This is a genomic window from Oceanisphaera sp. (assembly GCF_052084945.1).
GTDB lineage: Bacteria > Pseudomonadota > Gammaproteobacteria > Enterobacterales > Aeromonadaceae > Oceanimonas.
Map to the genome: position 1 here is coordinate 30,048 of NZ_JBQDEX010000002.1, position 24,200 is coordinate 54,247.

General features: G+C 46.4%; 24 protein-coding genes, 3 tRNA genes and 1 riboswitch. Of the genes, 10 read left to right on the forward strand and 17 right to left on the reverse strand.

Annotated features, from left to right (window positions below; genetic code table 11):
• Nucleotides 1-79: 79 nt before the first annotated feature.
• A complete protein-coding gene (locus tag ACTHY5_RS00425) occupies nucleotides 80-1,165 on the reverse strand; it encodes a GGDEF domain-containing protein (RefSeq protein WP_441874858.1) in 1,086 nt (361 codons plus the stop codon).
• A 247-nt stretch (nucleotides 1,166-1,412) separates the two neighbouring features.
• Here ACTHY5_RS00425 and ACTHY5_RS00430 point away from each other — a divergent pair, with 247 nt between their 5' ends.
• The 4 genes from ACTHY5_RS00430 to ACTHY5_RS00445 all read left to right on the forward strand — a co-directional run bounded on the left by ACTHY5_RS00430 (nucleotide 1,413) and on the right by ACTHY5_RS00445 (nucleotide 3,095).
• Entirely contained in the window at nucleotides 1,413-1,763 is a 351-nt protein-coding gene (locus tag ACTHY5_RS00430; RefSeq protein ID WP_441874860.1) for an ArsC family reductase, read from the forward strand.
• Nucleotides 1,764-1,878: 115 nt separating this feature from the next.
• Nucleotides 1,879-2,544 carry a M15 family metallopeptidase gene (locus ACTHY5_RS00435; RefSeq protein WP_441874862.1) on the forward strand — a complete coding sequence of 222 codons (666 nt, stop codon included), beginning with the start codon at nucleotides 1,879-1,881 and terminating at the stop codon, nucleotides 2,542-2,544.
• A gap of 3 nt (nucleotides 2,545-2,547) precedes the next feature.
• Nucleotides 2,548-2,778, forward strand: coding sequence for a hypothetical protein (locus ACTHY5_RS00440; RefSeq protein ID WP_441874864.1), 231 nt, complete (start codon nucleotides 2,548-2,550; stop codon nucleotides 2,776-2,778).
• A gap of 47 nt (nucleotides 2,779-2,825) precedes the next feature.
• On the forward strand, nucleotides 2,826-3,095 hold the full coding sequence (locus ACTHY5_RS00445; protein WP_441874866.1) for a DUF1289 domain-containing protein: 270 nt from the start codon (nucleotides 2,826-2,828) through the stop codon (nucleotides 3,093-3,095).
• 77 nt (nucleotides 3,096-3,172) lie between these two features.
• On the opposite strand, the gene ACTHY5_RS00450 is transcribed toward ACTHY5_RS00445, so the two are convergent.
• From ACTHY5_RS00450 to ACTHY5_RS00490, 9 genes are all read right to left on the reverse strand, one after another.
• Nucleotides 3,173-4,048, reverse strand: a complete 876-nt coding sequence (locus ACTHY5_RS00450) for an alpha/beta fold hydrolase (protein WP_441874867.1) — start codon at nucleotides 4,046-4,048, stop codon at nucleotides 3,173-3,175.
• A gap of 3 nt (nucleotides 4,049-4,051) precedes the next feature.
• Nucleotides 4,052-4,498 (reverse strand): molybdopterin synthase catalytic subunit MoaE, encoded by a 447-nt coding sequence (gene moaE, locus ACTHY5_RS00455; RefSeq protein WP_441874869.1) that lies wholly within the window; start codon nucleotides 4,496-4,498, stop codon nucleotides 4,052-4,054.
• Nucleotide 4,499: 1 nt separating this feature from the next.
• Nucleotides 4,500-4,748, reverse strand: coding sequence for a molybdopterin synthase sulfur carrier subunit (moaD, locus tag ACTHY5_RS00460; protein ID WP_441874871.1), 249 nt, complete (start codon nucleotides 4,746-4,748; stop codon nucleotides 4,500-4,502).
• A complete protein-coding gene (moaC, locus tag ACTHY5_RS00465) occupies nucleotides 4,745-5,230 on the reverse strand; it encodes a cyclic pyranopterin monophosphate synthase MoaC (protein ID WP_441874873.1) in 486 nt (161 codons plus the stop codon). Before moaC ends, moaD begins: the two co-directional genes overlap by 4 nt.
• Complete coding sequence (moaB, locus tag ACTHY5_RS00470) at nucleotides 5,227-5,742, reverse strand: molybdenum cofactor biosynthesis protein B (protein ID WP_441874875.1); 516 nt, start codon at nucleotides 5,740-5,742, stop codon at nucleotides 5,227-5,229. Before moaB ends, moaC begins: the two co-directional genes overlap by 4 nt.
• Before the next feature lie 104 nt (nucleotides 5,743-5,846).
• Nucleotides 5,847-6,827 carry a GTP 3',8-cyclase MoaA gene (moaA, locus tag ACTHY5_RS00475; RefSeq protein WP_441874877.1) on the reverse strand — a complete coding sequence of 327 codons (981 nt, stop codon included), beginning with the start codon at nucleotides 6,825-6,827 and terminating at the stop codon, nucleotides 5,847-5,849.
• A riboswitch (molybdenum cofactor riboswitch) is annotated at nucleotides 6,815-6,961 on the reverse strand. It overlaps the preceding gene by 13 nt.
• Before the next feature lie 381 nt (nucleotides 6,962-7,342).
• Nucleotides 7,343-7,714, reverse strand: coding sequence for an Hpt domain-containing protein (locus tag ACTHY5_RS00480; RefSeq protein WP_441874879.1), 372 nt, complete (start codon nucleotides 7,712-7,714; stop codon nucleotides 7,343-7,345).
• Nucleotides 7,707-9,086, reverse strand: a complete 1,380-nt coding sequence (locus ACTHY5_RS00485; protein WP_441874881.1) for a sigma-54-dependent transcriptional regulator — start codon at nucleotides 9,084-9,086, stop codon at nucleotides 7,707-7,709. The genes ACTHY5_RS00480 and ACTHY5_RS00485 overlap by 8 nt, the downstream gene beginning before the upstream one ends.
• Before the next feature lie 294 nt (nucleotides 9,087-9,380).
• Entirely contained in the window at nucleotides 9,381-10,139 is a 759-nt protein-coding gene (locus ACTHY5_RS00490; protein WP_441874883.1) for a Nif3-like dinuclear metal center hexameric protein, read from the reverse strand.
• Nucleotides 10,140-10,212: 73 nt separating this feature from the next.
• Here ACTHY5_RS00490 and ACTHY5_RS00495 point away from each other — a divergent pair, with 73 nt between their 5' ends.
• A complete protein-coding gene (locus ACTHY5_RS00495; RefSeq protein ID WP_441874885.1) occupies nucleotides 10,213-11,016 on the forward strand; it encodes a DUF1853 family protein in 804 nt (267 codons plus the stop codon).
• Nucleotides 11,017-11,211: 195 nt separating this feature from the next.
• Here the strand turns inward: ACTHY5_RS00495 and ACTHY5_RS00500 are convergent.
• From ACTHY5_RS00500 to ACTHY5_RS00510, 3 genes are all read right to left on the reverse strand, one after another.
• A tRNA-Leu gene (locus tag ACTHY5_RS00500) sits at nucleotides 11,212-11,298 on the reverse strand.
• A 15-nt stretch (nucleotides 11,299-11,313) separates the two neighbouring features.
• Nucleotides 11,314-11,387: transfer RNA gene (locus ACTHY5_RS00505), tRNA-Cys, on the reverse strand.
• Nucleotides 11,388-11,406: 19 nt separating this feature from the next.
• Nucleotides 11,407-11,482, reverse strand: a tRNA-Gly gene (locus ACTHY5_RS00510).
• A gap of 310 nt (nucleotides 11,483-11,792) precedes the next feature.
• Here ACTHY5_RS00510 and ggt point away from each other — a divergent pair.
• From ggt to ACTHY5_RS00525, 3 genes are all read left to right on the forward strand, one after another.
• On the forward strand, nucleotides 11,793-13,529 hold the full coding sequence (ggt, locus tag ACTHY5_RS00515) for a gamma-glutamyltransferase (protein ID WP_441874887.1): 1,737 nt from the start codon (nucleotides 11,793-11,795) through the stop codon (nucleotides 13,527-13,529).
• Nucleotides 13,530-13,627: 98 nt separating this feature from the next.
• Nucleotides 13,628-15,181, forward strand: coding sequence for a methyl-accepting chemotaxis protein (locus tag ACTHY5_RS00520; RefSeq protein WP_441874889.1), 1,554 nt, complete (start codon nucleotides 13,628-13,630; stop codon nucleotides 15,179-15,181).
• A gap of 12 nt (nucleotides 15,182-15,193) precedes the next feature.
• Nucleotides 15,194-15,559, forward strand: coding sequence for an MGMT family protein (locus ACTHY5_RS00525; RefSeq protein ID WP_441874891.1), 366 nt, complete (start codon nucleotides 15,194-15,196; stop codon nucleotides 15,557-15,559).
• A gap of 76 nt (nucleotides 15,560-15,635) precedes the next feature.
• Here the strand turns inward: ACTHY5_RS00525 and ACTHY5_RS00530 are convergent, their stop codons facing one another.
• The gene (locus tag ACTHY5_RS00530) at nucleotides 15,636-18,008 is read right to left on the reverse strand and encodes a DNA polymerase II (RefSeq protein WP_441874893.1); all 2,373 of its coding nucleotides are present in this window, start codon (nucleotides 18,006-18,008) and stop codon (nucleotides 15,636-15,638) included.
• Nucleotides 18,009-18,225: 217 nt separating this feature from the next.
• Nucleotides 18,226-19,218: an outer membrane protein assembly factor BamC gene (gene bamC / locus ACTHY5_RS00535; protein ID WP_441874895.1), complete on the reverse strand. Its 993-nt coding sequence runs from the start codon at nucleotides 19,216-19,218 to the stop codon at nucleotides 18,226-18,228.
• A 351-nt stretch (nucleotides 19,219-19,569) separates the two neighbouring features.
• Between bamC and bcp the strand changes: the two genes are divergently transcribed.
• Entirely contained in the window at nucleotides 19,570-20,052 is a 483-nt protein-coding gene (gene bcp / locus ACTHY5_RS00540) for a thioredoxin-dependent thiol peroxidase (RefSeq protein WP_441874897.1), read from the forward strand.
• A gap of 128 nt (nucleotides 20,053-20,180) precedes the next feature.
• Here bcp and ACTHY5_RS00545 read toward each other — a convergent pair whose 3' ends face one another.
• Together ACTHY5_RS00545 and ACTHY5_RS00550 are read right to left on the reverse strand one after the other, a co-directional pair.
• Nucleotides 20,181-20,594, reverse strand: coding sequence for a DUF6691 family protein (locus tag ACTHY5_RS00545; RefSeq protein WP_441874898.1), 414 nt, complete (start codon nucleotides 20,592-20,594; stop codon nucleotides 20,181-20,183).
• Nucleotides 20,595-20,596: 2 nt separating this feature from the next.
• Complete coding sequence (locus ACTHY5_RS00550; protein WP_441874900.1) at nucleotides 20,597-21,016, reverse strand: YeeE/YedE family protein; 420 nt, start codon at nucleotides 21,014-21,016, stop codon at nucleotides 20,597-20,599.
• A 180-nt stretch (nucleotides 21,017-21,196) separates the two neighbouring features.
• Here ACTHY5_RS00550 and ACTHY5_RS00555 point away from each other — a divergent pair, with 180 nt between their 5' ends.
• Entirely contained in the window at nucleotides 21,197-24,160 is a 2,964-nt protein-coding gene (locus ACTHY5_RS00555) for a sensor domain-containing phosphodiesterase (protein ID WP_441874902.1), read from the forward strand.
• Nucleotides 24,161-24,200 lie beyond the last annotated feature (40 nt).

Here is a 24,200-nt window from a genome sequence, read left to right on the forward strand (position 1 = left end):
TAAGTGGGGGCTCGCCGCTAGTATAAGCCAAGCTACCTCAGCAAACCACCGCCAGCTGAGCCCTTCTGCATTTGTTCTGTTATTCGTAGGCAATAACGCAGTTGCGACCACGACTTTTTGCTTGATAAAGCGCTTCATCCGCTTGCTGCAATAGCTCACTAATACTGTGGGTGTTATCCCCCGCCACCACACCGGCACTGACAGTGACCAATATTTCACTTTCATCTAACGGGCTGACTATGGGTTGTGATTCTATTGCTAAGCGCAAGGTTTCAGCTTGGCGAATACCTTGATCAAGTTCAGTGTTAGGTAATAGCACTACAAATTCCTCGCCACCATAACGAGCCACAATCGCATCTTGCCCTAAAATATCGGCCAAGGTAGTGCTCACACTGACCAGCACTTCATCACCAATTAAATGACCGCACTCATCATTAATGCGTTTAAATTTATCCATATCAAACAAGATAACACTGTACATTTGGCCAGGCTTGCTCTCATAACGCACCGTTTTAAACTGCTCCATAAATAAGCGGCGGTTCATTAGCCGAGTAAGAGGGTCGCGCGTCGATTCTCGGTACAAATCCATTAACATGCGTAATTGCCCCGTTTGCACCCACAACATAGCCAAACTAAAGCACAATAGTAGCCATACTCGTTCAATAAGTTTGCCATTACTTAAAGTGTGAGAGTCTAACCAATAATCGGTGGCCAAAACGGCAGCCGTAATAGTGATTGCCACTCTAAGCCCCGAGCGAATAGGCAGAGGTAATACCGCGAGTAACGCCAATAAAAAATAAGGAAATGCCATATAGCCGGTGGGCATGGTGGCTACATCCCTAAAACTCCACAAGCTGACCGCATTAAACAGCAGTAAAATAACTAATAGCGCAAATAGCGATAACACCATCCAACGCCGATTAAGCTTGCATAGATAACTCAGCGGCAAAAGTGGCGTTAGCATCACCCCAGTCATCAGCCGAACTTTCCATAATAGATGAAAATGTGCACTGTCTAGCACCCACCAATCCACCGCAATCCAACCGGCAATGCCCATTAATAGCAAACTGACTAACCAACGAAAGCGCACCGCGACAAAGCCGATACGGATTAACTTAAAATCCTGAGAATGAGATCGATCACTCCAGTACTCATTTAGACCCATCTCATTCCCCTTCTTCCTCTGTTCAATCGTTAAGTTGGCGGTGTTACACGATAAAAGGCTAACAGTAACCACTGCGGTTAATGGCCACCAGTGTATAATGTCACTCATTAAAAAGCATGATGAATCAGGCTTTTGTTATGGTTCTTACTCTCGGTTGCAGACAAAGCGCTTAAGTGACAAAATTTCTGCTTGTGATGTTATGCGCCCCCAGATCCACATGGCTTCTTTTTATTTATAGGAACATACTTTGTCTACTACACTTTATGGCATTAAAAATTGCGATACGGTTAAAAAAGCTCGCAAATGGTTAGAGCAGCATCAGATCAGTTATGTGTTTGTTGATCACCGCGCTGACGGGCTTAATCCCAACAATCTTCACCATTGGCTTGATACGCTGGGCTGGGAGCAACTGGTGAATAAACGCAGCACTACATATAGAACCTTGCCTGATGCTGATAAAGCCAACTTGGGCCCTGACACAGCAAGCGCCCTGCTACTGGCTCACCCCACGTTAATTAAACGCCCCTTATTAGATAATCACGGCCAGCTGTCTGTGGGTTTTAAAGACGCTCAATATGCCGAGCTGTTTAGCAAGTAATAACAGCAAACAGTACGCTATACGCCGTCAGTAAAAGCCCAGGCCCTTTTCGGATAGGGGGTTTAAATTTAACTATAGGGCGTATAGCGCATTAACTTACGTTAAGGAGCGTGCAATGAATACTCTTTGCTTACTGGGCTTAGATGATAGTCACTTGGTACCATTAACCGAACCGGGTCACCGCCTGCAAGCTGAGGCTAAGCAGGCCTTTATGGCCATGCAAGCAGCTGCAGCAAAAGCGGGTTTGCAACTGATGCCTGCCTCTAGCTTTCGCAGCTTTGAACGCCAGCTTGCTATTTGGAACGGTAAATTTGACGGTACTCGCCCACTGCTGGATGCTTATAGCCAACCAATAGAGACTCACTCTTTAACTGACGCTGAGCGTGTTAATGCCATTTTGCGTTGGAGTGCCCTGCCCGGCACCAGCCGCCACCATTGGGGCACCGATCTTGACATTTATGATCCCAGCTTATTGCCCCAAGATGCTAAATTAAAACTGGAACCTTGGGAATATGAGCAAGAAGGTTATTTTTACCCTCTTAGCCAGTGGCTTGCACACAATATGGCTCGCTTTGGCTTTTATTTACCTTTTGCACAGCATAACCGCGGGGTTGCAGTTGAACCCTGGCACCTAAGTTACAGGCCGCTGTCTGCGCAATGCGCAACCCAACTGACTCCCGCATTAGTAGCGCAAACATTAAAAGAGCAGCAAATTAGTGGAAAAGCGCATATCCTTAATCAATTAGATACTATTTTTGTCCGTTATATTACAGAGGATTAAAGAATGAGCACATTACTGTGGATTGCCTTGCCCTTGTTATTTATTGTCGGTTTATTTGTGAGTGCACTCAAAGACACTAAACGAGTAGAGCGCTCGGTAAAGCGCAACCGCGATAAAATGCAGCTGAAAGATTGGGATCAAGAAGAAAGAAAAAATAAAGAACAAGAAGATAATTGGGGAGTGCCACCCGCTCCTCGTGATAGCTATCATCCTAATGATCAGGACAAAAAATAAACACCATTACTCAGCCTTAGTGTGAGCCCGTCAGTGGAGGACATAAGATGGAGCAACTGGAGTTTTTTGACCTACTTAGCCCCTGTATTGGGGTGTGTCAGGCCAATAACAAAGGATATTGCAAAGGCTGTTTTCGCCATCGTGATGAGCGCTTTAACTGGCTGACAATGAGCCCAAGACAACAGCGGGATGTGATCCGGCTCTGCCAAGATAGAAAGCGCCGCATATTAGCCACTGCCCGTAAAAAACAAAAAGAACTGCAACTAGACACCCAGCCTGAGCCACAAAATACGCTGAAACTAGATCCAAAAGAATAGCACCAAGATAAAAAAAGTCCCAACCAATAGACACTCGATGAGTTTAAATCTTTTTTGTGGGCGTACCAGCCACTGCGTTACTGTTTCTGCGGGGTATCTGCTTGTTGTAACCCGTGCCAAAGCCAGTCTGCAACCTGCTGTGCAGGCGCAGATTCAAGATGAAAATGATGGCTGCCTACCACCGTTTTAAAATCAAGATCAGGGATGAGAGGTATCATAGACTCAATAAGCGATAACTCTTCTCCACGCTCAGCCATAATCAACTGCACTGGCATAGTTAACCGGCATACAAAAGCACGGATTTGTGACTCACATAAGCGAATAATAGAAGGTTGAGTCAGCGCCATATCACTGCGCCATACCCAGCCTTGCGCTGTTTGTTTCATGCCGCGCTCTAATAACCAAGTGGCCGCTTCTCGGCTTACCGGCCAGCGACTGTTGATTCGCGTAGCCAAGGCTTGTTCAAAGCTTGCATAGGGTTTAAGTGAGCGGCGTGCTAGCCGTTCTCCGCGGCGCAAAGCTTTGCCCATGAGTTCAGGCAGCTGCTCGGCAGGATAATCCAGCGGTATTAAGCCATCTAATAACACCATACGGCTCACTTGCTCAGGAAAAGCACCCGCGAATAAGCTGGCCACCCCCGCCCCTAAAGAATGCCCCATTAATACTACTTTATTTAGGCCTAAATGATTCACTAATGCCCGTACATCGGCCACATTGTCCCAAATATAATAAGGCTGACCGAAGGGGCGATGATCAGATAAACCATGGCCGGCCAAATCGAGAGCAATCAGGCGAACCTCTGGCAATAGCCTAGCCAGTAAGCTAAAACTGGCAGCATTATCTAACCAACCGTGTAGTGCAATTACCGGTGTTCCCTGTTTAGGGCCCCACTCCATTACCGCTAATTGTCGATTATTATAGGTAAAACTCCACTGCTGACACACACCCACCATACGTTATTGCTCCCACTGTTGAGCCGCTTGAGTATCGCCGTCTTTAGCGTCAACCCAACGTGTGCCATCTGGTGTTTGTTCTTTTTTCCAAAATGGAGCTTGGGTTTTTAAGTAGTCCATTATAAATTGGCAAGCATGAAAGGCCGCTTCGCGATGTTGACTGGCCACTCCCACCAACACAATTTGGTCACCCAGCTCCAGTTTTCCCACTCTGTGAATGACAGTGCAAGATAATAATGGCCACCGCTCCTTCGCATGATCAACAATGCGTTGTAATGCTTTTTCTGTCATCACAGGATAATGCTCTAGGGTGAGACTGTTTACTGCATCGCCCTGATTCATATCACGCACTTTGCCAACAAAGGTGACAATTGCACCGGTTTGGTAAGACTCACTTAGAGCCGCATACTCGGTGGCAAGATCAAAGTCTGCCGTTTGCACTCGGATCATCTTATCCCCCTGTTACCGGCGGAAAAAAAGCCACCTCATCATTATCAGACACGGCGGTGGTCAGTGGCACTATATCGTGGTTAACCGCCGCTAATAATGCAGGGTGTCCCAGTGCAGTTAACCAAGGCTCCCCTTTAGCAACCAGGTGCAAACGTAGCGCCTGCACACTAGCAAACTCACCATTTAGGGTAAGGCTGTCTTGACCGACTTGTTCACGAATATAGGCAAAGAACCTTACTGTTATTGTCATGCTGTAAAATCTCCTGATTTCCCACCACGCTTTTCTAATAAACGAATACCGTCAATCAGCATGTCTTTTTGCACAGCCTTACACATATCATAAATCGTCAGTGCTGCCACCGATGCCGCCGTTAGCGCTTCCATTTCTACGCCGGTTTGGCCCGATAACTTACAATAACTTTGAATGTGCACGCCACCACGCGCAATATCAGGCGTTAATTGCAACTCTACCTTAGATAAAGCCAGTGGGTGGCACAATGGGATCAGATCTGCCGTTTTTTTTGCAGCCATAATGCCGGCAATACGTGCTGTGGCAAACACATCACCCTTGTGATGCTGACCATTCACAATTAACGCCAGCGTATGTTCTGCCATAAACACCCACGCTTCAGCACGCGCTTCTCGTACCGTTTGCGCCTTGCTGCTCACGTCCACCATATTGGCTTCACCAGCAGCATTTATATGTGTTAATTCGCTTATATGCTCACTCATGCGCCCACCAAGTGTTGTACAAAATTACACGGCTTATGGCTCGCATCTAACTGTTCGGCCAAAATACCCGCCCATCCGGTACGACAAGCTCCCGTTGAGCCCGGTAAGCAAAAAATAGCGGTATGATTAGCCAAGCCGCCTAGGGCTCGACTTTGCACGGTAGAGGTGCCTAATTCTTGATAAGTAATATGGCGAAATAACTCTCCAAAGCCGTCTATATGTGTATCTAATAACGGAGCAATGGCCTCGGGAGTCGTATCACGGCCCGTAAAACCAGTTCCGCCAGTGATCAGTACCACTTGTACGTCTGTGCTGGCTATCCAGCGCGATACCAAAGCACGTATCTGGTATTTATCATCTTTAAGAATGACTTTTTCTGCCAATTGATGACCCGCGTCAGTAATGGCGTTAACCAAATATTTTCCCGAACTGTCAGTGTCTTCATCACGGGTATCTGAAACAGTTAATACCGCTACCTTTAGCGATACAAAAGCAGTCGCAACATGACTCATAAAGTGCCCTTAATACCAATCATTATCTAATAAAACATCGCGCCCAGCTAAAGCGCTGAACAGTGGCAATCTGTATGCTTTAACACCGAGCACGGCGTTAAATATTAGCCCCCAATGGAGGCTAAATGGGGTGTCATACCGGCGTGCCCTTCATGTAAAAAATGCGTCGCTTTTTTATCAGCTAACGCTTCTCTTAGACGTCGCTGTAATGCCGCTTGATCTTGGTCATCAGCCAATAAATCTCGTAAGTCCACACCATAATCGCCAAACAAACATAAATGCAGCTTGCCTAATGACGAGACTCGCAAGCGGTTGCAGCTGGCACAAAAATCTTTGGAATACGGCATAATCAAGCCTATTTCGCCTTGATAGTCGGGGTGAGAAAACACCTCGGCAGGGCCATCATTATGTGCCTTTATTTGTTGTTGCCACCCTTGTTGCAGCAAGACTTCCTTAATAAGCGAGCCGCGTACATGATGGCGCTCAAATAAGGCATCCATTTCACCGGTTTGCATTAGCTCAATAAAGCGCAATTGAATGGGATTGTCTTTGATCCAGGCCAAAAATTGGTCTAAATCACCATCATTTAGGTCACGCATTAATACTGCGTTTACTTTTACTTGCTCAAAACCTGCCACAAAAGCGGCATCAATGCCCGCCATCACTTCGTGAAAACGGTTTTGGCCGGTAATTTGATGAAACATACGTGGATCTAGGCTATCAACACTGACATTAATGGCGGTTAACCCAGCTTGACGCCACTCACTGGCAAACTTTGCCATACGATAACCGTTGGTGGTCACCGCAACCTTTTCGATACCAGGAGTGGCTGCAACCGTTTCAATAATTTGCGTAAAATCTTTGCGCAAAGAAGGCTCTCCTCCGGTAATGCGCACCTTACTGGTGCCCATGGCGGAAAAAGCATGGGTAATACGGCGAATTTCATCGAGGGTAAGAAATGATTTGCGACCATCTGGCATATAGCCATCTGGCAGACAATATTGACATTTAAAGTTGCAGACATCTGTCACAGACAATCGCAGATACTGGAACTTGCGCGCGAACGCATCTTGTAATTCAAACATAAACACCTTTCCAATGCGGGAGGCTGCGGCATTTCTCCCGCAACCCTTACAGCGCTTTGCTGAACGGTCTGGCAACCTTATTATTCGGCTTACTCGATAACGTAGGTTTACCCGACTCGGAGTTTTTAATACATTTTGGTTTGTTCTTAATTGTAATATCGTTACCTTACCTTAAATTGCTATAGCTTCAAATCAAGCAATTTATTAAACACCCCCTTGCAGTAGTAACGTGAGCAACTCAGGCTCACTCTCTCACATTGCAATTAACCTATTGCATAATGGCACACACTCGCAATTTACAACAGCCTAAGGCGCTTATTTTTTATACACATACTGGCTGTCATGGGCTTTGAAAAGTTGGCACGATTATTTCATGTAGTAAGACAGTTGTTTTTATCCCGTGCTCTCTTCAGCTTATTGCTGAAGTTCGGCCAATCCATTTGGGTTGGCCATTTTTTTTGCCAAAATAACCTTAACATCGCTATTTGCCACCGAGATAAAAAGCAAAAAACCGCCTAGTCCGCTAATCTTTGTTGTAGTGCGATTAAAGTCGCCTCTAACGCATTTTGCCAAGCATGGAGCTGCAACCTTATGCTTGCTTGGTCTTGTTGCATGCAGGATGCTTCTAGCTTCTCACTCAAGTATTGACAACGCAGCGCACCATAACTGCCACAAGCAGACTTTAGACTATGGCACTGTGCTGCCATATCTATAAAATCGTCTTGTTGATAGGCCTGTTGTAAGCGCTCTGCAAGTTGCTGAGTATCGACAAGAAACAAGTGAAGTAGCCGCTCGGTGACCGGAAGACTAAGCTCTTGTTCCATGCGTTGTAATTGATAATTATCCAGCACCGGCAACTGCGCTTGCAGTGCCTGCCAATTAATCATGGGAGAGTTCCCAGCTTTGTAGCTTTCTATAAATTGTAGAAGGGCTCACTTCAAGTAAGGCTGCAGCCCGCGACACATTACCCTGACAATGCCCAATCGCTCTTTCTATCGCCTCGCGCTCAAGTACCGCCAATGGCACGATTGGAGCGGGTAAGGCATTGGCCACTACTTCATAAGATGCAGACCCACTCAGTGGCTGGTCCAGCGGTGCGGGCAACATATCAAGCTCAATCCATTCACCTTGATGCAGTACCACAGCGTTACGGATTACGTTTTGTAGCTGTCGCACATTACCCGGCCAATGGTAGGCTTGTAATCGATCTTTGGTTGGCTCAGATAGGCCGACAAACGACTTACCTTCTTCTCGAGAAGCTTGACGTACCAGCGCTGTGGCAATGCTGATGACGTCTGTGCCACGCTCGCGTAATGGAGGCAAGTTAATAGGAATAACATGCAGACGATAATAAAGATCTTCACGAAAGCGCCCTTGTTCCACTTCTAACAAAGGATCGCGGTTGGTTGCGCACACAATGCGCACATCGACCTTCACTTGCTGAGAGCTGCCTACGGGCTGTATTTGGCCACTTTGTAAGAAGCGGAGTAGCTTACTTTGCAACTCCAAATCCATCTCACAGATCTCGTCCATAAATAAGGTACCGCCATTGGCACGGATCACGGCGCCTTCTCTGTCTTGCAGTGCGCCAGTAAAGGCTCCCTTAATATGACCAAACAGTTCACTTTCCATTAACTCTTTGGGAATAGCGGCGCAATTGAGTGCAATAAAAGGTCCATCACTGCCTGCACTGAGTTGGTGCAGAGCTTCGGCACACACTTCTTTACCTGTGCCACTTTCGCCGGTTATAAATACAGTTGCGCTACTTGGCGCAGCATTCTCGATGAGACGATACACTTTTTGCATCGGCAAGCTGGTGCCAATAAACCCTTGAAATGGCTCTTTTTCAATGTCATGCCGGTAGCGATCAACCAACCGATTCAGGCGCCGAAATTGCATAGTATTATGCAAAGTCACTTTAAGCCGCTCAATTTCTATCGGCTTATTAATAAAATCGTGTGCCCCCAGGCGCATCGCATCTACGGCAACATCGACTGAGCCATGGGCGGTAATCACTATGGTAGTAATATTGGGATGCTCATTATGCAGCCATTGCAAAATATCCATGCCCGGCATATCGGGTAGCATTAAATCCAGCAATAATATATCTGGCGGTTGTTGTCTAATATGTTCAAGCGCTTCTTGCCCATTACTCACCACTGTCAGTGACAGAGGTTCATCTTGAAGATAAGCCTGATAGAGAGCAGCCAAAGAAGCTGTATCTTCTACCAATAAGACATTTAGTCTCTCATCACTCATGTATTTATCTCACCCTTAACCCTGATTAGGTTAGTATTGGCATACCGATTTTCACACCTTAATGCGAAAAGCCTTTACAGTAAATTAACTTTATGTAAACATTCATTCAGCACCTAGCATGGTGTGTTCAATGCTCTTTGTGATGTGCATTTACCTATTGATTCTCTTGTTATGTTAAGCCTTTGTGCTTGCTAACAACACCTATATTTTTTGGCCTAGTGGCTGCTGCGAAACCAAGGTATCAATATACCTTGGTCTTTTTTTATCTGTTACTGCCTTGTTATAGCTCGCACATTAAGCCGGATTATCAATATCAATAAAACTCACTGTCATCTGGTGGTCGTGCGCTAACCATTCCCCTAGAGCCTTAACCCCATAACGTTCGGTGGCATGGTGGCCGGCGGCAAAAAAGTGAATGCCACATTCTCGTGCCACATGAACTGTTTTCTCAGAAACTTCACCAGTAATAAACGCATCCATGCCTTGTGCCGCAGCTAAATCAATAAATCCCTGGCCCCCTCCCGTACAAAAGCCCACTCGACGGATCTGCGCTGGTGCTGAGTCACCAACATGTAATATAGAGCGCCCAAGTACCGACTGTAGTCGCTCATTCAATTGCTCGCCACTCAAGGGGGTGGCCAATTCTCCGTATCGTGCCACCGACAAGGCATTGCCTGGCTCTAATGGCCCGGTATTGACAATATTAAGCAAGGCCGCTAATTGTGCGTTGTTGCCAAGTTCAGGGGCAATATCCAGCGGCAAATGGTAGGCATAAAGATTAATATCATGAGCCAATAGCGCTTTTAAGCGCTGGCGCTTCATACCACGTACTTGCTCATTTTCGCCCTTCCAGAAATAACCATGGTGCACTAATATGGCATCGGCATTTGCCAAAATAGCTTGGTCAATCAGTGCTTGGCTGGCTGTTACCCCTGTGATGATTTTGTTAACCTCAGACTTGCCTTCAACTTGTAGGCCATTAGGGCAGTAATCTTTAATGGCAGCCACATTAAGCTGCGCATTAAGTAGCTGCTCAAGTTCTAAATTATTCATGCTAACTCCATAACGTGTTTGGCATTAGACGACACACGTGTATCGCATGCTGTCATTGATAAAGGTGACTTAAATGAGTCAAACTCTTACTGCGCTATTAGCGCAACTTACCGATCCTATAGTGCGTGATTTAGCATGGGCAATTGCCAGCCCTAATCTGTTGCAAGCATCAGCTTTAGCACCAGACAATGCATGGTATGAACAGCTTATCGGCGAATATCGAACGCGCCTGTTTGAACTTGACGCTAACCCCACATTATTACATCACCACTGCCAGTCACAACGCCGCCTTGGCTTCTATTTTGAATCTCTTTGGCACTTCTTTTTGCTTGATCACACTCGATTTCAAGTACTGGCGCATAACTGGCAGCAAGTAATTGATGGTACCACGCTAGGAGCATTTGATTTTATTGTTTGGGATCAACAACTAAAGCGCATGGAGCATTGGGAGTTGGCCGTGAAATTTTATCTTATTAGCCAACAAGAACAGCCATTTGAGAGCGCGGTAGGCATTAACACGCGCGACAAATTACGACGCAAGCATAACCATATGATCCATCATCAATTGATGCTCAGTCAACACCCACAGGTTCATTTGAAACTATCACAGCAAAACTTACTTCCTCAGCACACCCGTTTAATTTTAAAAGGACGTTTATATTATCCCAGTGGCTGCCAACAGTTTTTGGATGAAAACGGAGAAAGAGGCACCTGGGGAATACCCTCCCCTAGTGCTGAATTTATCCCTCAACAAAAATTAGGCTGGCTAACTGGCTCACGCGTTAGCGAGCGGCGGGAACAAAGGCAAAGCTATCAAGATGCTGCAGGCAATTGGTATGTTCAAGTTGATAAAGACTGGTTAGCGAGCACTCAATAACTGCCTCACCCCATCAGGAAAACTAACGGTTCAGGTTTTATGGCTTCCATAGGGTCGGTTTCAATCGACTAAAAGCCATAGCAAGGACTAAAGAGGTCGAATAAATTCGACCCTATGCTCGGGGTAGATTGATATTACATAGATGCTTTAAATACAAAAAAGCCACTCTTGCGAGTGGCTTTTTTGTATGACTTATGGTGCCCGGAGCCGGAATTGAACCGGCACGCCCTTGCGAGCGAGGGATTTTAAATCCCTTGTGTCTACCGATTTCACCATCCGGGCAGACGAACTTTACAATGGAGGCGCGTTCCGGAGTCGAACCGGACTAAACGGATTTGCAATCCGCTGCATAGCCGCTTTGCTAACGCGCCCAACATATACTACTAAATTTGGAGCGGGAAACGAGATTCGAACTCGCGACCCCAACCTTGGCAAGGTTGTGCTCTACCAGCTGAGCTATTCCCGCATTTAAACTGGTTATTCATTTTTTATGGTCGTGATGACCATTATATACTTCAAACATATTCTTATTGTTTGAATACGACTTTAACTTGCCGTTCAATGGTTGCGCATTATAAGCATAGCGATGTGCAATACAAGTACTTTAATGATCATTATGTTTAAATGGTCTTATTTTAGTCAGCTTGTTGCTTTTTAATACATATTCAATATATTTAGCTGCTATATTCACCCGCTTTTGATTAATAAAAATAACCATGTTGGCCTAAGCAACAAGAGGCTAGACTCATTATTTATTTTCGCTTAGGAGCACAGGCATGCGCTTTCATTTATTGCTGTTAATTTGGGCCTTCGTCGGCCTTTCTGCACAGGCAGACTCACGCTTACCGGCGCCAGAAGCGGCAACCGGTTGGACAAACAAACCGCTGGTAAAAGCACAAAATGCCATGGTTGTTACGGCTAACCCCTATGCAAGCAAAGCCGCACAGCAAATGTTGCAACTTGGCGGCAGTGCGGTAGATGCCATGGTGGCTGCTCAAGCTGTGTTAACCTTGGTTGAGCCACAGTCTTCTGGCCTAGGGGGCGGTGGTTTTATGGTGTATTGGCAACAACAAGATGCCATATTAACGACCTTAGACGGTCGAGAAACAGCCCCCATGACCGCACCCAGTGATCTGTTTTTAGATGAGCAGCAACAACCACTTGCCTTTTACGATGCCGTGGTGGGTGGACGATCTGTGGGAACACCTGGCACGGTTAGGTTGATGTGGCAAGCCCACCAGCGTTTTGGTGAGCTCGATTGGCAAACCTTATTTACCCCAGCCATTCGCTTAGCAACAGAGGGATTTGAGGTGTCATCTCGACTCGCCCGACTGATTGCCAAAGATAAGCAGCACTTAATAAAAGATAGTGACAGTCGGGCCTATTTTTTTGATAAGCAAGGCCAACCACTAGCCAAAGGTTATCTCAAAACGAACCCTAAACTGGCCCAAGTGCTTCACCAAATTAGCCTCCATGGTCCTGATGCTTTTTACACAGGCCCGCTGGCAGCGGCCATGGTAGATAAAGTCGCTCAAGCTGAACATCCAGGCTATTTGAGCTTATCAGATCTCAGTAATTATCAGATAAAAGAGCGCCCGGCCTTATGTGCACCTTATCGGCAATACCAAGTGTGCGGTATGGGGCCTCCTAGCTCGGGAACGGTAGCTTTGGGCCAAATTTTAGGGATGCTATCGCACACTAATTTAGCCACCTTAGGTCCTCATTCATCGCGCAGTTGGCGTCTGATCGCCGATGCCTCTCGCTTAGCTTTTGCCGATCGTAATCGTTATGTGGCCGATAGCGATTTTGTTAAGGTCCCCACAGCCGAATTACTTGACCCAGACTACCTCGCTCAGCGCGCCGCCTTGCTAAGTCAATCTAATCAGGCACTGCCCAGTGTGAGCCCAGGTCAACCTTTAGCCAGTCTAAACCGCCATGCATCAGATAACTCCCCAGAGTTTCCTTCAACCACACACATCAGCATTATTGATAAAAACGGGAATGCACTTTCTATGACCAGCACCATAGAAAACGGCTTTGGCTCACGATTAATGGTACAGGGCTTTTTACTCAATAATGAACTTACCGACTTTGCCTTTAGTCCCACTGACAACGCAGAGCCGGTAGCCAATCGACTTGAGCCCGGTAAACGCCCACGTTCTTCTATGGCTCCCACTATTATTATGCAAGATAACAAACCGGTGCTAATAGTCGGGTCGCCAGGTGGCAGTAGCATTATTGGCTATGTATTGCATAGCATTATTAATATGCTTGATTGGGGAATGACCCCCGAGCAAGCATTGCATCAACCGCATATATTACACAGAGGTAAGGTGCTAGAAATGGAGCCTATTGGCAGAAACATTGCCTTACAACCCGCCCTGTCTGCACTTGGATTTACTGTCAATTTTACAGAGCTTAATTCTGGGCTGCACGCCATTATGCTGACCGATGAAGGTATTACAGGAGCTGCAGATCCTAGGCGGGAAGGAGTCGCACTGGCGGCTGATTAAGGTATTTAAAAAATAATGCGCTGCCAATAAGTTTCTTGTTGATAATAAAGATACAATTACGACAATAACTGTCTTTCTAATTGCGGGCATCACAATCAATGAATAGAAGAAACCAGCACGTTATCGACGAGGAAGTCACCTACGGACGCCATGAACAATTAGTTTCCACCACTGATTTACGTGGTGTTATAACCTATACCAACGATGTTTTTTGTCGGGTGGCGGGCTATCAACCCGGTGAGCTGGATGGAAAAAACCATAATATTATTCGCCACCCCGATATGCCTAAAGCGGCATTTCGGGACCTTTGGCTGCATGCGAAAGCCGGCCGCCCTTGGCGGGGTGCGGTTAAAAACCGTTGTAAAGATGGACGCTACTATTGGGTAGATGCTTACGTTACCCCTATTTATCAGCAAGGCAAAATAACGGGCTACCAGTCAGTACGTACTCAGTTAGACGATAAAACCCGTGATGTTGCCAGCCAAGCTTATCAACAGTTATTAAAACAAGAAAAACAAAAACGTAAGCCACACACTTGGTTAAAGCCTGCTATTGCTACATTGCCTATCGCTGGGTTATGCGCGATATTAATTGCAGCATTTTTCACTGGTGGCGCCAGTCAGCTGCTGTGGAGCCTGCTACCTCTAGCTTGGTTAGCCTTATGTTATCACAAGCCGTTATTTGGCACTCGGCGTTACTTGCGTGGGCTTGGCCAAGAGTACGACAGTATTTCACGGCTGGTTTACTCTGGTGATGCAGCGCATTCTATTGCCGATTATCACCTTAAAATGTGGCAAGCTCGTACCCGCACTATTCTAGGCCGCGTGGATGATGCCACTGATTCACTTAAAGAATTGTCTCAATCTATGGGGCAAGCCATGACAGGAGCGCGGGTAGAGTTAAGCCAGCAAGATAGTGATACCCACCAAATTGCGGCAGCCATTAATGAAATGTCGGCCACCGCAAATGAAATCACCCGCAATACCCAACAAGCTGCCACCAATGCCGAAGAGGCACAGCAGCAATGTTATATTAGCCAACAACAACTCGAGCAAACTCGCATTAAAATTGTCAGTTTGGCTGAAGATACTCAACAAGCCGCCACGGCGACCTTAGCGCTAACCGAAGAGTCAGATCGCATTGGCACGCTAATGGGTGAAATTCAAGGTATTGCCGATCAAACAAACCTGTTAGCGCTTAACGCCGCCATTGAAGCGGCTCGAGCGGGTGAACATGGGCGTGGTTTTGCGGTGGTCGCCGATGAGGTGCGCGCTTTATCGACTCGAACCCATGGTGCAACGCAGCAAATTCAAGGCAGTATCAGTCAAATTCAACAGACTCTTGCACAATGGCGCACCATGATGGAAACCAACATGGAGCACAGTCAAGACTGTGTACAGACGACTCAAGCCGGTAGCGACAGCCTTAAGCGCGTGGTAAGTGAAATTGATCATATTGTGGGCATTACGGTACAAATCTCTTCTGCTGCCGAACAGCAACAATTAGTTGCTGAAGAAATTAGTCATAACGTGCATCATATTTCAGAAACCTCTTCTGCCAATTTAACTAAAATTGCACAGGTAGAGGATTCGAGTAAACAGCTACTTGAGCAATCTCAGGGGCTAAACGATCTTACTCGTACTTTCTCTTAAACGGATACTGATGTGATAAAGCCTACCGCAACTGATCACGCACGCACTATTTTACATCTGGTGTCATTGATACCTTATGGCTGCGTGGTCAGTTATGGTCAAGTTGCTGATTTAGCTGGCTTACCCGGTCGTGCCCGATTAGTGGGTCACACCTTACGCCGGCATGATACGGAACAGCTGCCTTGGCACAGAGTGGTAGCGGCTAACGGCCGGTTAAGTTTACCCAAAGGCAGTCACGCTTTAATCGAGCAAAGGCAACGCTTATTAAGTGAAGGTATTACCTTTAAAGGCGATGCTATTAGCGGATTATGTGTGGCCATGACTCTACATCAATGGCAACCCGATCTTGGCGCCATACTCATGCTATTTGAAGGGTGACCATAAGCCTGCTAACGCAGTGACTCAGGCCTTATTGTCCAAATATTGTTAGCCTTTTATCCTCAACAAAATGTTTTCAAAATAGTCCAAGCTGTTGCCCACTGATGGCGTCAAAACTTAACCCTATGAACGGCAATATCGCATCAGCAACCGGTTTAATTTGGCGGTCAACGTAATGTTGATAGTCAATAATTGATTGCAGATACTCTAGCGGCTCAGGACCATTAACGGTGATCACATAATGGATCTCCCCCTTATTTTGATAACGTAGCGCTAAGCCAAGGCGGGCATTATGCTGATCTGCTAAGCGTGCAGCTCTTACTTGAGGCGGCTGCGATTTTACGTATTGTGCTAATGGGCGACGTAGTCGTTTGCGATAGACTAAGTCTGAGTCACGCTGGCCTTTGAGAGTTTGCGTTAAGGTGTCACGTATAAAATCGCTGGGGTCAAGATCATCAAATATAAGTTGATATAACTGTGTTTGAAACTGCTTTGCTAGAGGCGTCCAGTCGGAGCGCACGGTTTCTAAGCCTTTAAATACTAATTGTTTATCGCCTTGAGTGATACGTAATCCGGCATAACGTTTTTTAGATCCGTGTTCTTGGCCGCGAATGGTCGGCATTAAAAACCGGGCATAATAACACTCAAATTGCAGCTCTAACTGGCTCTCTACTTGCTGCGTTTGCTTTAGGTGGACTTGCCAGTGCTGTGTGACTAACGCTGCGAGTCGCCGCCCTTCTGTACTGGCGCTATGTTCATTATGTTGTCCATTAAGTAACACAAACACAGAGTCGGTATCACCATAGATCACCTCATGATCTTGTTCAGTTATCCAGCGCGCCGTTTGCTGCATAATTTCGTGACCACGTAGCGTAATAGATGACGCTAATCGGGTATCATAAAAACGGCAGCCTCCCGAGCCTAGCACCCCATAAAAAGAGTTCATTAATATTTTAATCGCTTGCGAGCGAGGGGCGTCTTGCTCACGCTTTGCCTGATCTCGCGCCTGCCATAAATGCGCAATTATGGCGGGCAGAAAGTGCTGATGTCGAGAAAAACGCGCGCCACGAAATCCAGCAATGGCATCTGTTTCGTTTAAGCCCACAGCGAGCCCCAGTGGGTCTATATTAAAAGTGCGAATAATGGCGGGATACAAACTTTTAAAGTCTAACACCAACACATGACGATATAAGCCAGGTCGTGAGTCCATTACATAACCGCCAGGGCTTGCTAAACCTCCTCCTGCGGGCAAGTTAGGCGCCACAAAACCCGCTCGGTGTAAGTGGGGTAAATACACTTGGGTAAAGGCGGCCACCGACCCCCCAATGCGTTCCAGTTCCAGACCCGTCAGTTGGCTGCGTAACTGTAAAAAGTCCAGTAATCGAGTGTGGCTAAAGATATCCCACACTAAACGGCAATCAGCTAGATTATAGGCGGCAAGTTTCGGCTTATTATGATAAAAATCTCGCGTAATGGCCGCCAGTCGGTTGGCAACATCTTCAGTTTGCTTACCCCGCCCGAGTAGCTGTTGAGCCACCGATTCTAAACTAAAGCTATCAAACTCATAACAAGCCGTTTTAAGAGCAGCAATGCCATCTATCACCACTCTGCCGGGTAAGGTAATGAAAGCTTGTCCCGTATAAGCTGACTCCCGCAAAAATGCCGTTTCTCCTGCTCGCCCTAAGCGCAGTTTGATGCCATATAAAGCCGCCCTTTGTAACAGTAAGCGAAAATCAAAGCCCACCACATTCCAACCAATAATAATATCGGGATCATAATCGTTAAGAGTATCGACTAACGCTTTTAATAAGGCTTGCTCATTAGCCTGCCATTGCATATCGATATCAGTTGGCTCTGGCTTGCCTATCATTAATACTCGCGCCAGCCCATCACCATAAAACCCAATGGAATACAGCTCGCCTTGACCCGAGCATTCAATATCTAATGACAGCACCCGAAATTGAGGGCTGTAATCGGCGGCTTTTAATCGTGCTTGGTTAAATTGACGAAAGCCGGCTGTGGGTAAAGCGCCACTTGCAGGAGCAGATAATGCCTCTCCTTTAAAAGCCACACTGCCGCGAATAAAACGGCTGAGCAAAAATCGCTCATGTAGACGAATATCATCTTCAAATACCGAAATGCCCTCGCGGCGCAGTATATCCGCCGCAGCTTTATGTCCTGCTATAGTGACAAAATATAATACTCCTACCGCTTGATGCTCCAAGGTCTGTAACCCCGGATCAGACCATTGCACAGGTATATGAGCATGAGAAAGGAGTTGCAAGGCTTGAATATGCTGGTGGTGGGGCACCATAAACAAAGGCCGCTCACCACTGAGTACTAAGCGTACAGGGCCATGATCGGTGATTAGCCAATAGACTATTTCACACAAACCCTGACGGTCGCGGCTATGGCGGGTTAAAATAAATCCCTGCTCAATATGTTTCATAATGTCATTATACCAAACACACTAAATAATCGATCTATTTAAATGCAGTATAAAGAAGAAACAGAGTCACCTCCCTCGACGCGCCATCAGCCCGACCATGGGGTAAGGGGGAAGTTATTTTACGAGAAAGGCAAGGTAAGCAGCATAAGTACAAAAAAGCCCCGAACAACGGAGCTTGATAGTGTTGTACTCACTTAAGCAAATTCAGCATGCTGTGTTAGCGCAATAGTTCGGTGCGTTGAAAAGCATCCGCAAAAGTCGTAGCGACTTGGCTGAGCAGCTCAGCCGATACTGGCGTCTTATTCTTATCACTTAACGTAAGGCTTGTTTGCTCCCCTAAATCACCCAACTGAATACGGTACTTTTGTTCAGGAATATCCAGCTTAGCCACGCCTAAATCACGCCATTTACGCTTACTTAAACCATCATACTCCACATCAACATAGCCGAGTGCCTGTTGGCGGTTAGTGAGTTCAAAGCCAAGTTTGGGTAACAAGGTAATTAAGCGCTTCCAGCTTCTATCATACCCTTGCGCGACCAGTAACCGCCCTTGTGCTGAGTCGTGTGTTAACTTAATTGGGCTGCGGTCTAGTAAGTTTTGCTGTTGAGTTAGTGCACGTTGATAAGACAGCGAAAAAGCGTTAAGCATGGCCGCTTCTGCTCGTTGAATATTTTGTGCCAAGGCATCACTGCCGTTATTCATAGTAACTTGTACCGACACCGCACGGCGTACGCTGTTGGGCGTTAACGTCCAATTAAACTGTTGCTTAGGGCTGCCAATGGCTTGGCCGTTGCTCTGCCACCCTTGTTCAGTTTGGCTATGTTGCGTATTTTGCTCACTAAAAAAGTCAGCTAATGCTTGGTTTAGCTCTTGGGCTAATGGCTGATCTATACGTTGCTGATAAAACCACAAGCCACTGCCGCTATCTAATACTTCAGTTCCCCGGATCAAGGGCAACACCTGAGTGGGAGGACGCACGTCGACTGCTTTTCCAACCACGTCGTCGCCGGTAGGCGCGGCGGCTGGGATCACATACTCATTATTAAAGTGTGGTGCTTCAAGGCCTGCGGGAATCAACAAAGGAGTGGTTCTTAATGTTGCATCCTGATATTCAAACCCACGGTTAGCTTGTGCCCGTTTTTCAGGGTTACTACAGCCTGCCAATACGCTAACGGCCAGCAGCCCCATAACTAATTTTTTTGTGTTCAACGATTTATCCACGCCTTTTAACTCCGCTTTAATGAATGCATCCCCAACCTACAGTTCCCTTTTTAATGGTGCACCAAGGTAAACGCGGCTTTTAAATACAGATATACCTGGTGAGATCAGAGGATTGAATGGCATTTTGGATGGCCATGATAAGCATAAGTTCCCCTACCACCTAGTGTTTTCTATTATCAACTAAAAAGCCGCAAACCCACAGGCTAAGCGACACCGTCGAATAAAATAACACCGTATGTTAGTGGGGGCTGATGCTGAATACAAGAGAGCCACTGGAGGCCGGTACAATTTATGCTAACATCATTTATCGCTTCCACTCTTTATATGGACAGACTCACAATGACATACTTACCCGCTGGTAGCCCGGCACCTGCTTTTACTCTGCTCGACCAAAACGGCAACACCGTTAGTTTAACTGACTTTAGCGGTAAAAAAGTGTTGGTCTATTTCTATCCCAAAGCCATGACGCCGGGCTGTAAAGTGCAAGCCTGTAGTTTACGTGATAGCCAAGCTGAGCTGGCTGAACACAATGTGGTGGTATTAGGGGTTAGCCCCGACCCCGTCGCCCGTTTAAAGAAGTTTGAAGAAAAAGATGAGCTTAACTTCACGCTACTCTCTGATGAAGATCATGCCATTGCCGACGCTTTTGGGGTATGGGGGCTGAAGAAGTTTATGGGTAAAGAATACGATGGTATTCACCGCATTAGTTTTTTAATTGATGAGACAGGCACAGTGGCCCACGTGTTCGACAAGTTTAAAACCAAAGATCATCATCAAGTCGTCATGGATTACTTAACTGAAGCACAAGCGCCGAACGCCTAGCACGCAGCTAAACCCAAGATTAAAGACTTTATCGCCACGAAATACACAGAAAATATTGACGAGTGCCATTTTTGATGCTCTTTTCTCCGTGTATTTCGTGGCCAAAATAGGGTTGGATCTTTATTAGCTTAGCGCTGTATTTTTCCTACCAGCCAAAACCCGCCAAGCATGGCCAACACAAACACACCCGCTTGCCACTGCAAACTGCCTAACAACCCCAATGCAGGGCCGGGGCAGATGCCAACTAACCCCCAACCAATACCAAAAATAAGCGCGCCTAGTACCAAGCGTTTATCAATGACAGGAGCTGGTACCTTCGGCATTACAGTGCCAAGTAGCGATTGAGTGCGGCCCGCTTTGCGCCATAGCCAATAACCGGGGGTAAAGACCAACAAGGCGGCTCCCATCACTAGTGCTAAACTGGGATCCCACTCACCAAATAGGTTCAAAAAGCCTTGTACTTTAGCCGGGTTAATCATGCCCGACACCGCAATGCCTAAACCAAATAACGCACCCGATAATAATGAAATAATAGCCAACATTTTTACGCCCCCCATCCCAATGCACTCACCGTTGCAATGCCGGCAACCATAAACACCACAGTGGCCACCAAAGAGCGCCAAGAAAAACGCCCAATACCACAAATACCATGCCCACTGGTGCAGCCATTGCCTAGGCGAGTCCCTACGCCTACTAGCAAGCCGGCCAGTACTAACTTAACCACAGACATTGATGCCAACTCAGGTACCGCCACCAGCTGCGTGGCAAATAATACGCCAGGCACTAATATCAATCCCAGCACAAAGGCAAGCCGCCAATGCTTATCAGCTTGTGTCGCAATGCCCGATACAATGCCGCTAATGCCGGCTGTTTTTCCGGCTGCCAACATTAATAACAAGGCTCCTGCGCCAATGCAGGCCCCGCCTATTAAGGCCGTCCACGGTGTAAAATTTACAATAGTCATGTTTATGCTCTCTTACATTAGTATTACCTAATGATACAAGCCACCACTATATTAGCAAGGTCTTATTCTTTAATGAGACTTGCTGCTCACAATTGTGCCGCCATTATTTACAATTTATCACTAAGCATTCACTATAGAAGATCTAAGTAAGCGTTTGCTCAATAAAGGAATAGTATCGATATGCAGTTACCTGCATTACACCGTCCGCAGCACCACTTATGCTTTTTTAGGCTAGACTCTCAATTCTATTTGACCCTGTTAACAACGGCTCCCGCTGATACTATTTCACTACCAGATGCGCAGCTGTCGTTATTAAGTCAACTTAATGAGGTAGACAGGCAGCAATTAGAGCAGCTTTGTGCCAAACAGCTCCCTGCAAGTATTGCGCTTACGATTCACGGGCGCCGCTGGCAATGCCACCTTGCACCTGTTGAAAATAATCATTGGTTAGTGAGTGCTGACATAGCACAACACCAACAGCAAGACACGCTGGGGATCAGTGAATGGCAGCTACAACAGACCTGGGCACAAACGACCTCTCCTTCATTAGCCGCCTGTTTACCCGACTTAGTTGATCTGCTGATGACAGAACAAAGGGCAAATCGTGTTGTATTGTGGCGCCATTATGCGACAGAGGAAATATTGCGCCCACTCTATAGCCAAGGCCTGCCCTTTGATCTTGAGCCTGTTAAAGCACAACGACGTTATTTACGCACCCTACAACAAAGAGGTGGCTTAAGTTATAGCCACTGTGCGCATCAACCACTGCTAAGCGCTTTTACGTATTTGGCAGGTGACGGCATTGTGCATCGCTTAGATATCCCTTTACTGATTGAGCAGCAACTGGTGGGGGTGCTTAGCTTAGAGTATGTTCAAACTAGAGCGCCGGTTACGCCCTCAGATATGCAGTTTGTGGCCGCTATTGCTGCTCGTTTAGCTGAGCTTATTACTTATACTAAACCACTTATCCCAGAACAGAATATCAAGATAGATATTGAACAGTTCACCCCTTTATTGCTGCGCCACACAGGCCAAGACTTCTTTAATCAACTGTGCATGCAGCTTGCTAACAAATGCCAAGCTGAGGGGGCCTTAGTTGGATTGCTCTCGCGCCAGCAACAAGAGGTACATGCAGTGGCTTGTGCACTGCAAGGAGAGTTACAGCCGCCTTTTAGCTATCACCTAACCGGCACCCCCTGTTATTGCTGTTTGCAACAAACAAAAAGTATACTTATTTATCACCATAGCGTGTCTGAATTATTTCCCGACGATGTGATACTGCAAAAACATAATATGCAAGGCTATATTGGCTTAACCATTACCGATCAAGACCAACAGCCGATTGGCATACTTGCCTTACTGTTTAAGCAGCCACTACAAGACGCCAGTCAAATACAGTTATTACTGGAACAGCTAGCGCACAGAATGAGTGCTGAGTTATTACGCCGCCAAGATCAAGAAGCATTAAAAGTAGCCGCGGTGGCCTTTGAAACACAAGAAAGCTTATTTATTACTGATCACCAAATGCGTATCCAACAGGTTAATCACGCTTTTATGCAAATGAGCGGCTATGACTCTGACACCCTATTAGGTCGCTCAGCCCTGCGTTTACGCATAGACGATGACGAACATGCCAGCACAGAGCATATTACCGAGAGCTTGGCTCAGCACCAACGCTGGCAAGGAGAGCAAACTTTATTGCGTAATAATGGTGAGTCTTTGCCTGTTAACGTACACCTCTCACAAGTAAAAGATAAATTAGGTGTTATTCATCATATTTGTGCCTTAGAAGATCTGTCTGCTCATAAAGCAGCGAACTTGCAGATCGAAAAAATGGCCTACTTTGATGAGTTAACCGGATTACATAACCGCCGTTATATGGTAAAGCATATCAATCTCACGGTGGCACAAGCAGAAAGTGATGCCAGCCGAGGCGCCCTGCTTTTACTGGACTTAGATGATTTTAAAAATATTAACGACTCGCTTGGCTATGCCATTGGCGATCAGCTGCTGATCCAAGTGGCTGAGCGGTTAAACCTCTTTATTACCCATATTGATGGGGCAAGTTTGGCGCGCATTGCCAGTGACGAGTTTGTATTATTAGTGCCTGGGTTAGGCCACGGCTATACCAGTGCTAAAACCCGCGCCGAACAAATAGCCCACGGCTTGCTAGAGCAGTTTTCATTACCCTTTGAGCAAAATAAATTACGCCTGCATTTAAGCGCCAGCATCGGCATTAGCTTATTTCCTAACACCCAATTTGCACATGATGAGTACCTGCGCCAAGCTGACACCGCCAACCACATTGCCAAACAAGTTGCACCTGGTAGCCATGTGTTTTTTAGCCAGGAAATGGCCGATGAAATACAAGAAAGGTTACAAATTTCTAATGACTTACAACAAGCGCTGACCAATCAAGAGTTTTCACTGCATTTTCAGCCTCAACAAAGGGTAAGTGACAACCAGCCCGTGGGAGTAGAAGCCCTGTTGCGCTGGCAACCTGAGGGAAAAAATTCCATATCACCCAGTATATTTATTCCTATTGCTGAAGAAACATCATTAATTTGTGACATTGGCGCTTGGGTGCTAAACACTGCCTGTGCCCACTTTCAACGTTGGCACGAAGCAGCTATTGATGTGGGTTGTTTATCGGTCAATATTAGCGCGCGACAGTTTCACAGCCCTCAGTTTCTTACTCAGTTATCACAACTGTTACAGCAATACCCCAGCTGCCGTCACCGCTTAATTTTAGAGGTGACAGAGGGGGTGTTTCTGGAAAACCTCACCGATAGTCGCAGCCGTATGGCACAAATTAAAGCCTTGGGTATTAAGATCTCCATTGATGACTTTGGCACAGGCTATTCATCGTTTGCCTATTTACGTGAGCTGCCCGCAGATGAACTCAAGCTGGATCGTTCGTTTGTGCAATATATTGATAAGCGACCACAAGATAAGGCCATTATTGCCTGCTTGCTGGACTTAGCCCGTACCCTTAATATGGATGTGGTCGCCGAAGGTATTGAAACCACACAACAACTGGCCACCCTTAACGAGCTCAATTGTCCCTCTTATCAGGGCTACTTACGCGCTCGCCCTATGCCAGCAGAGCAACTGCTTTTGTGGTTGCAGGGGATTAGGGATTAGGGATTATTTTACACATTTATAGATAACCATAGAGGAAGCT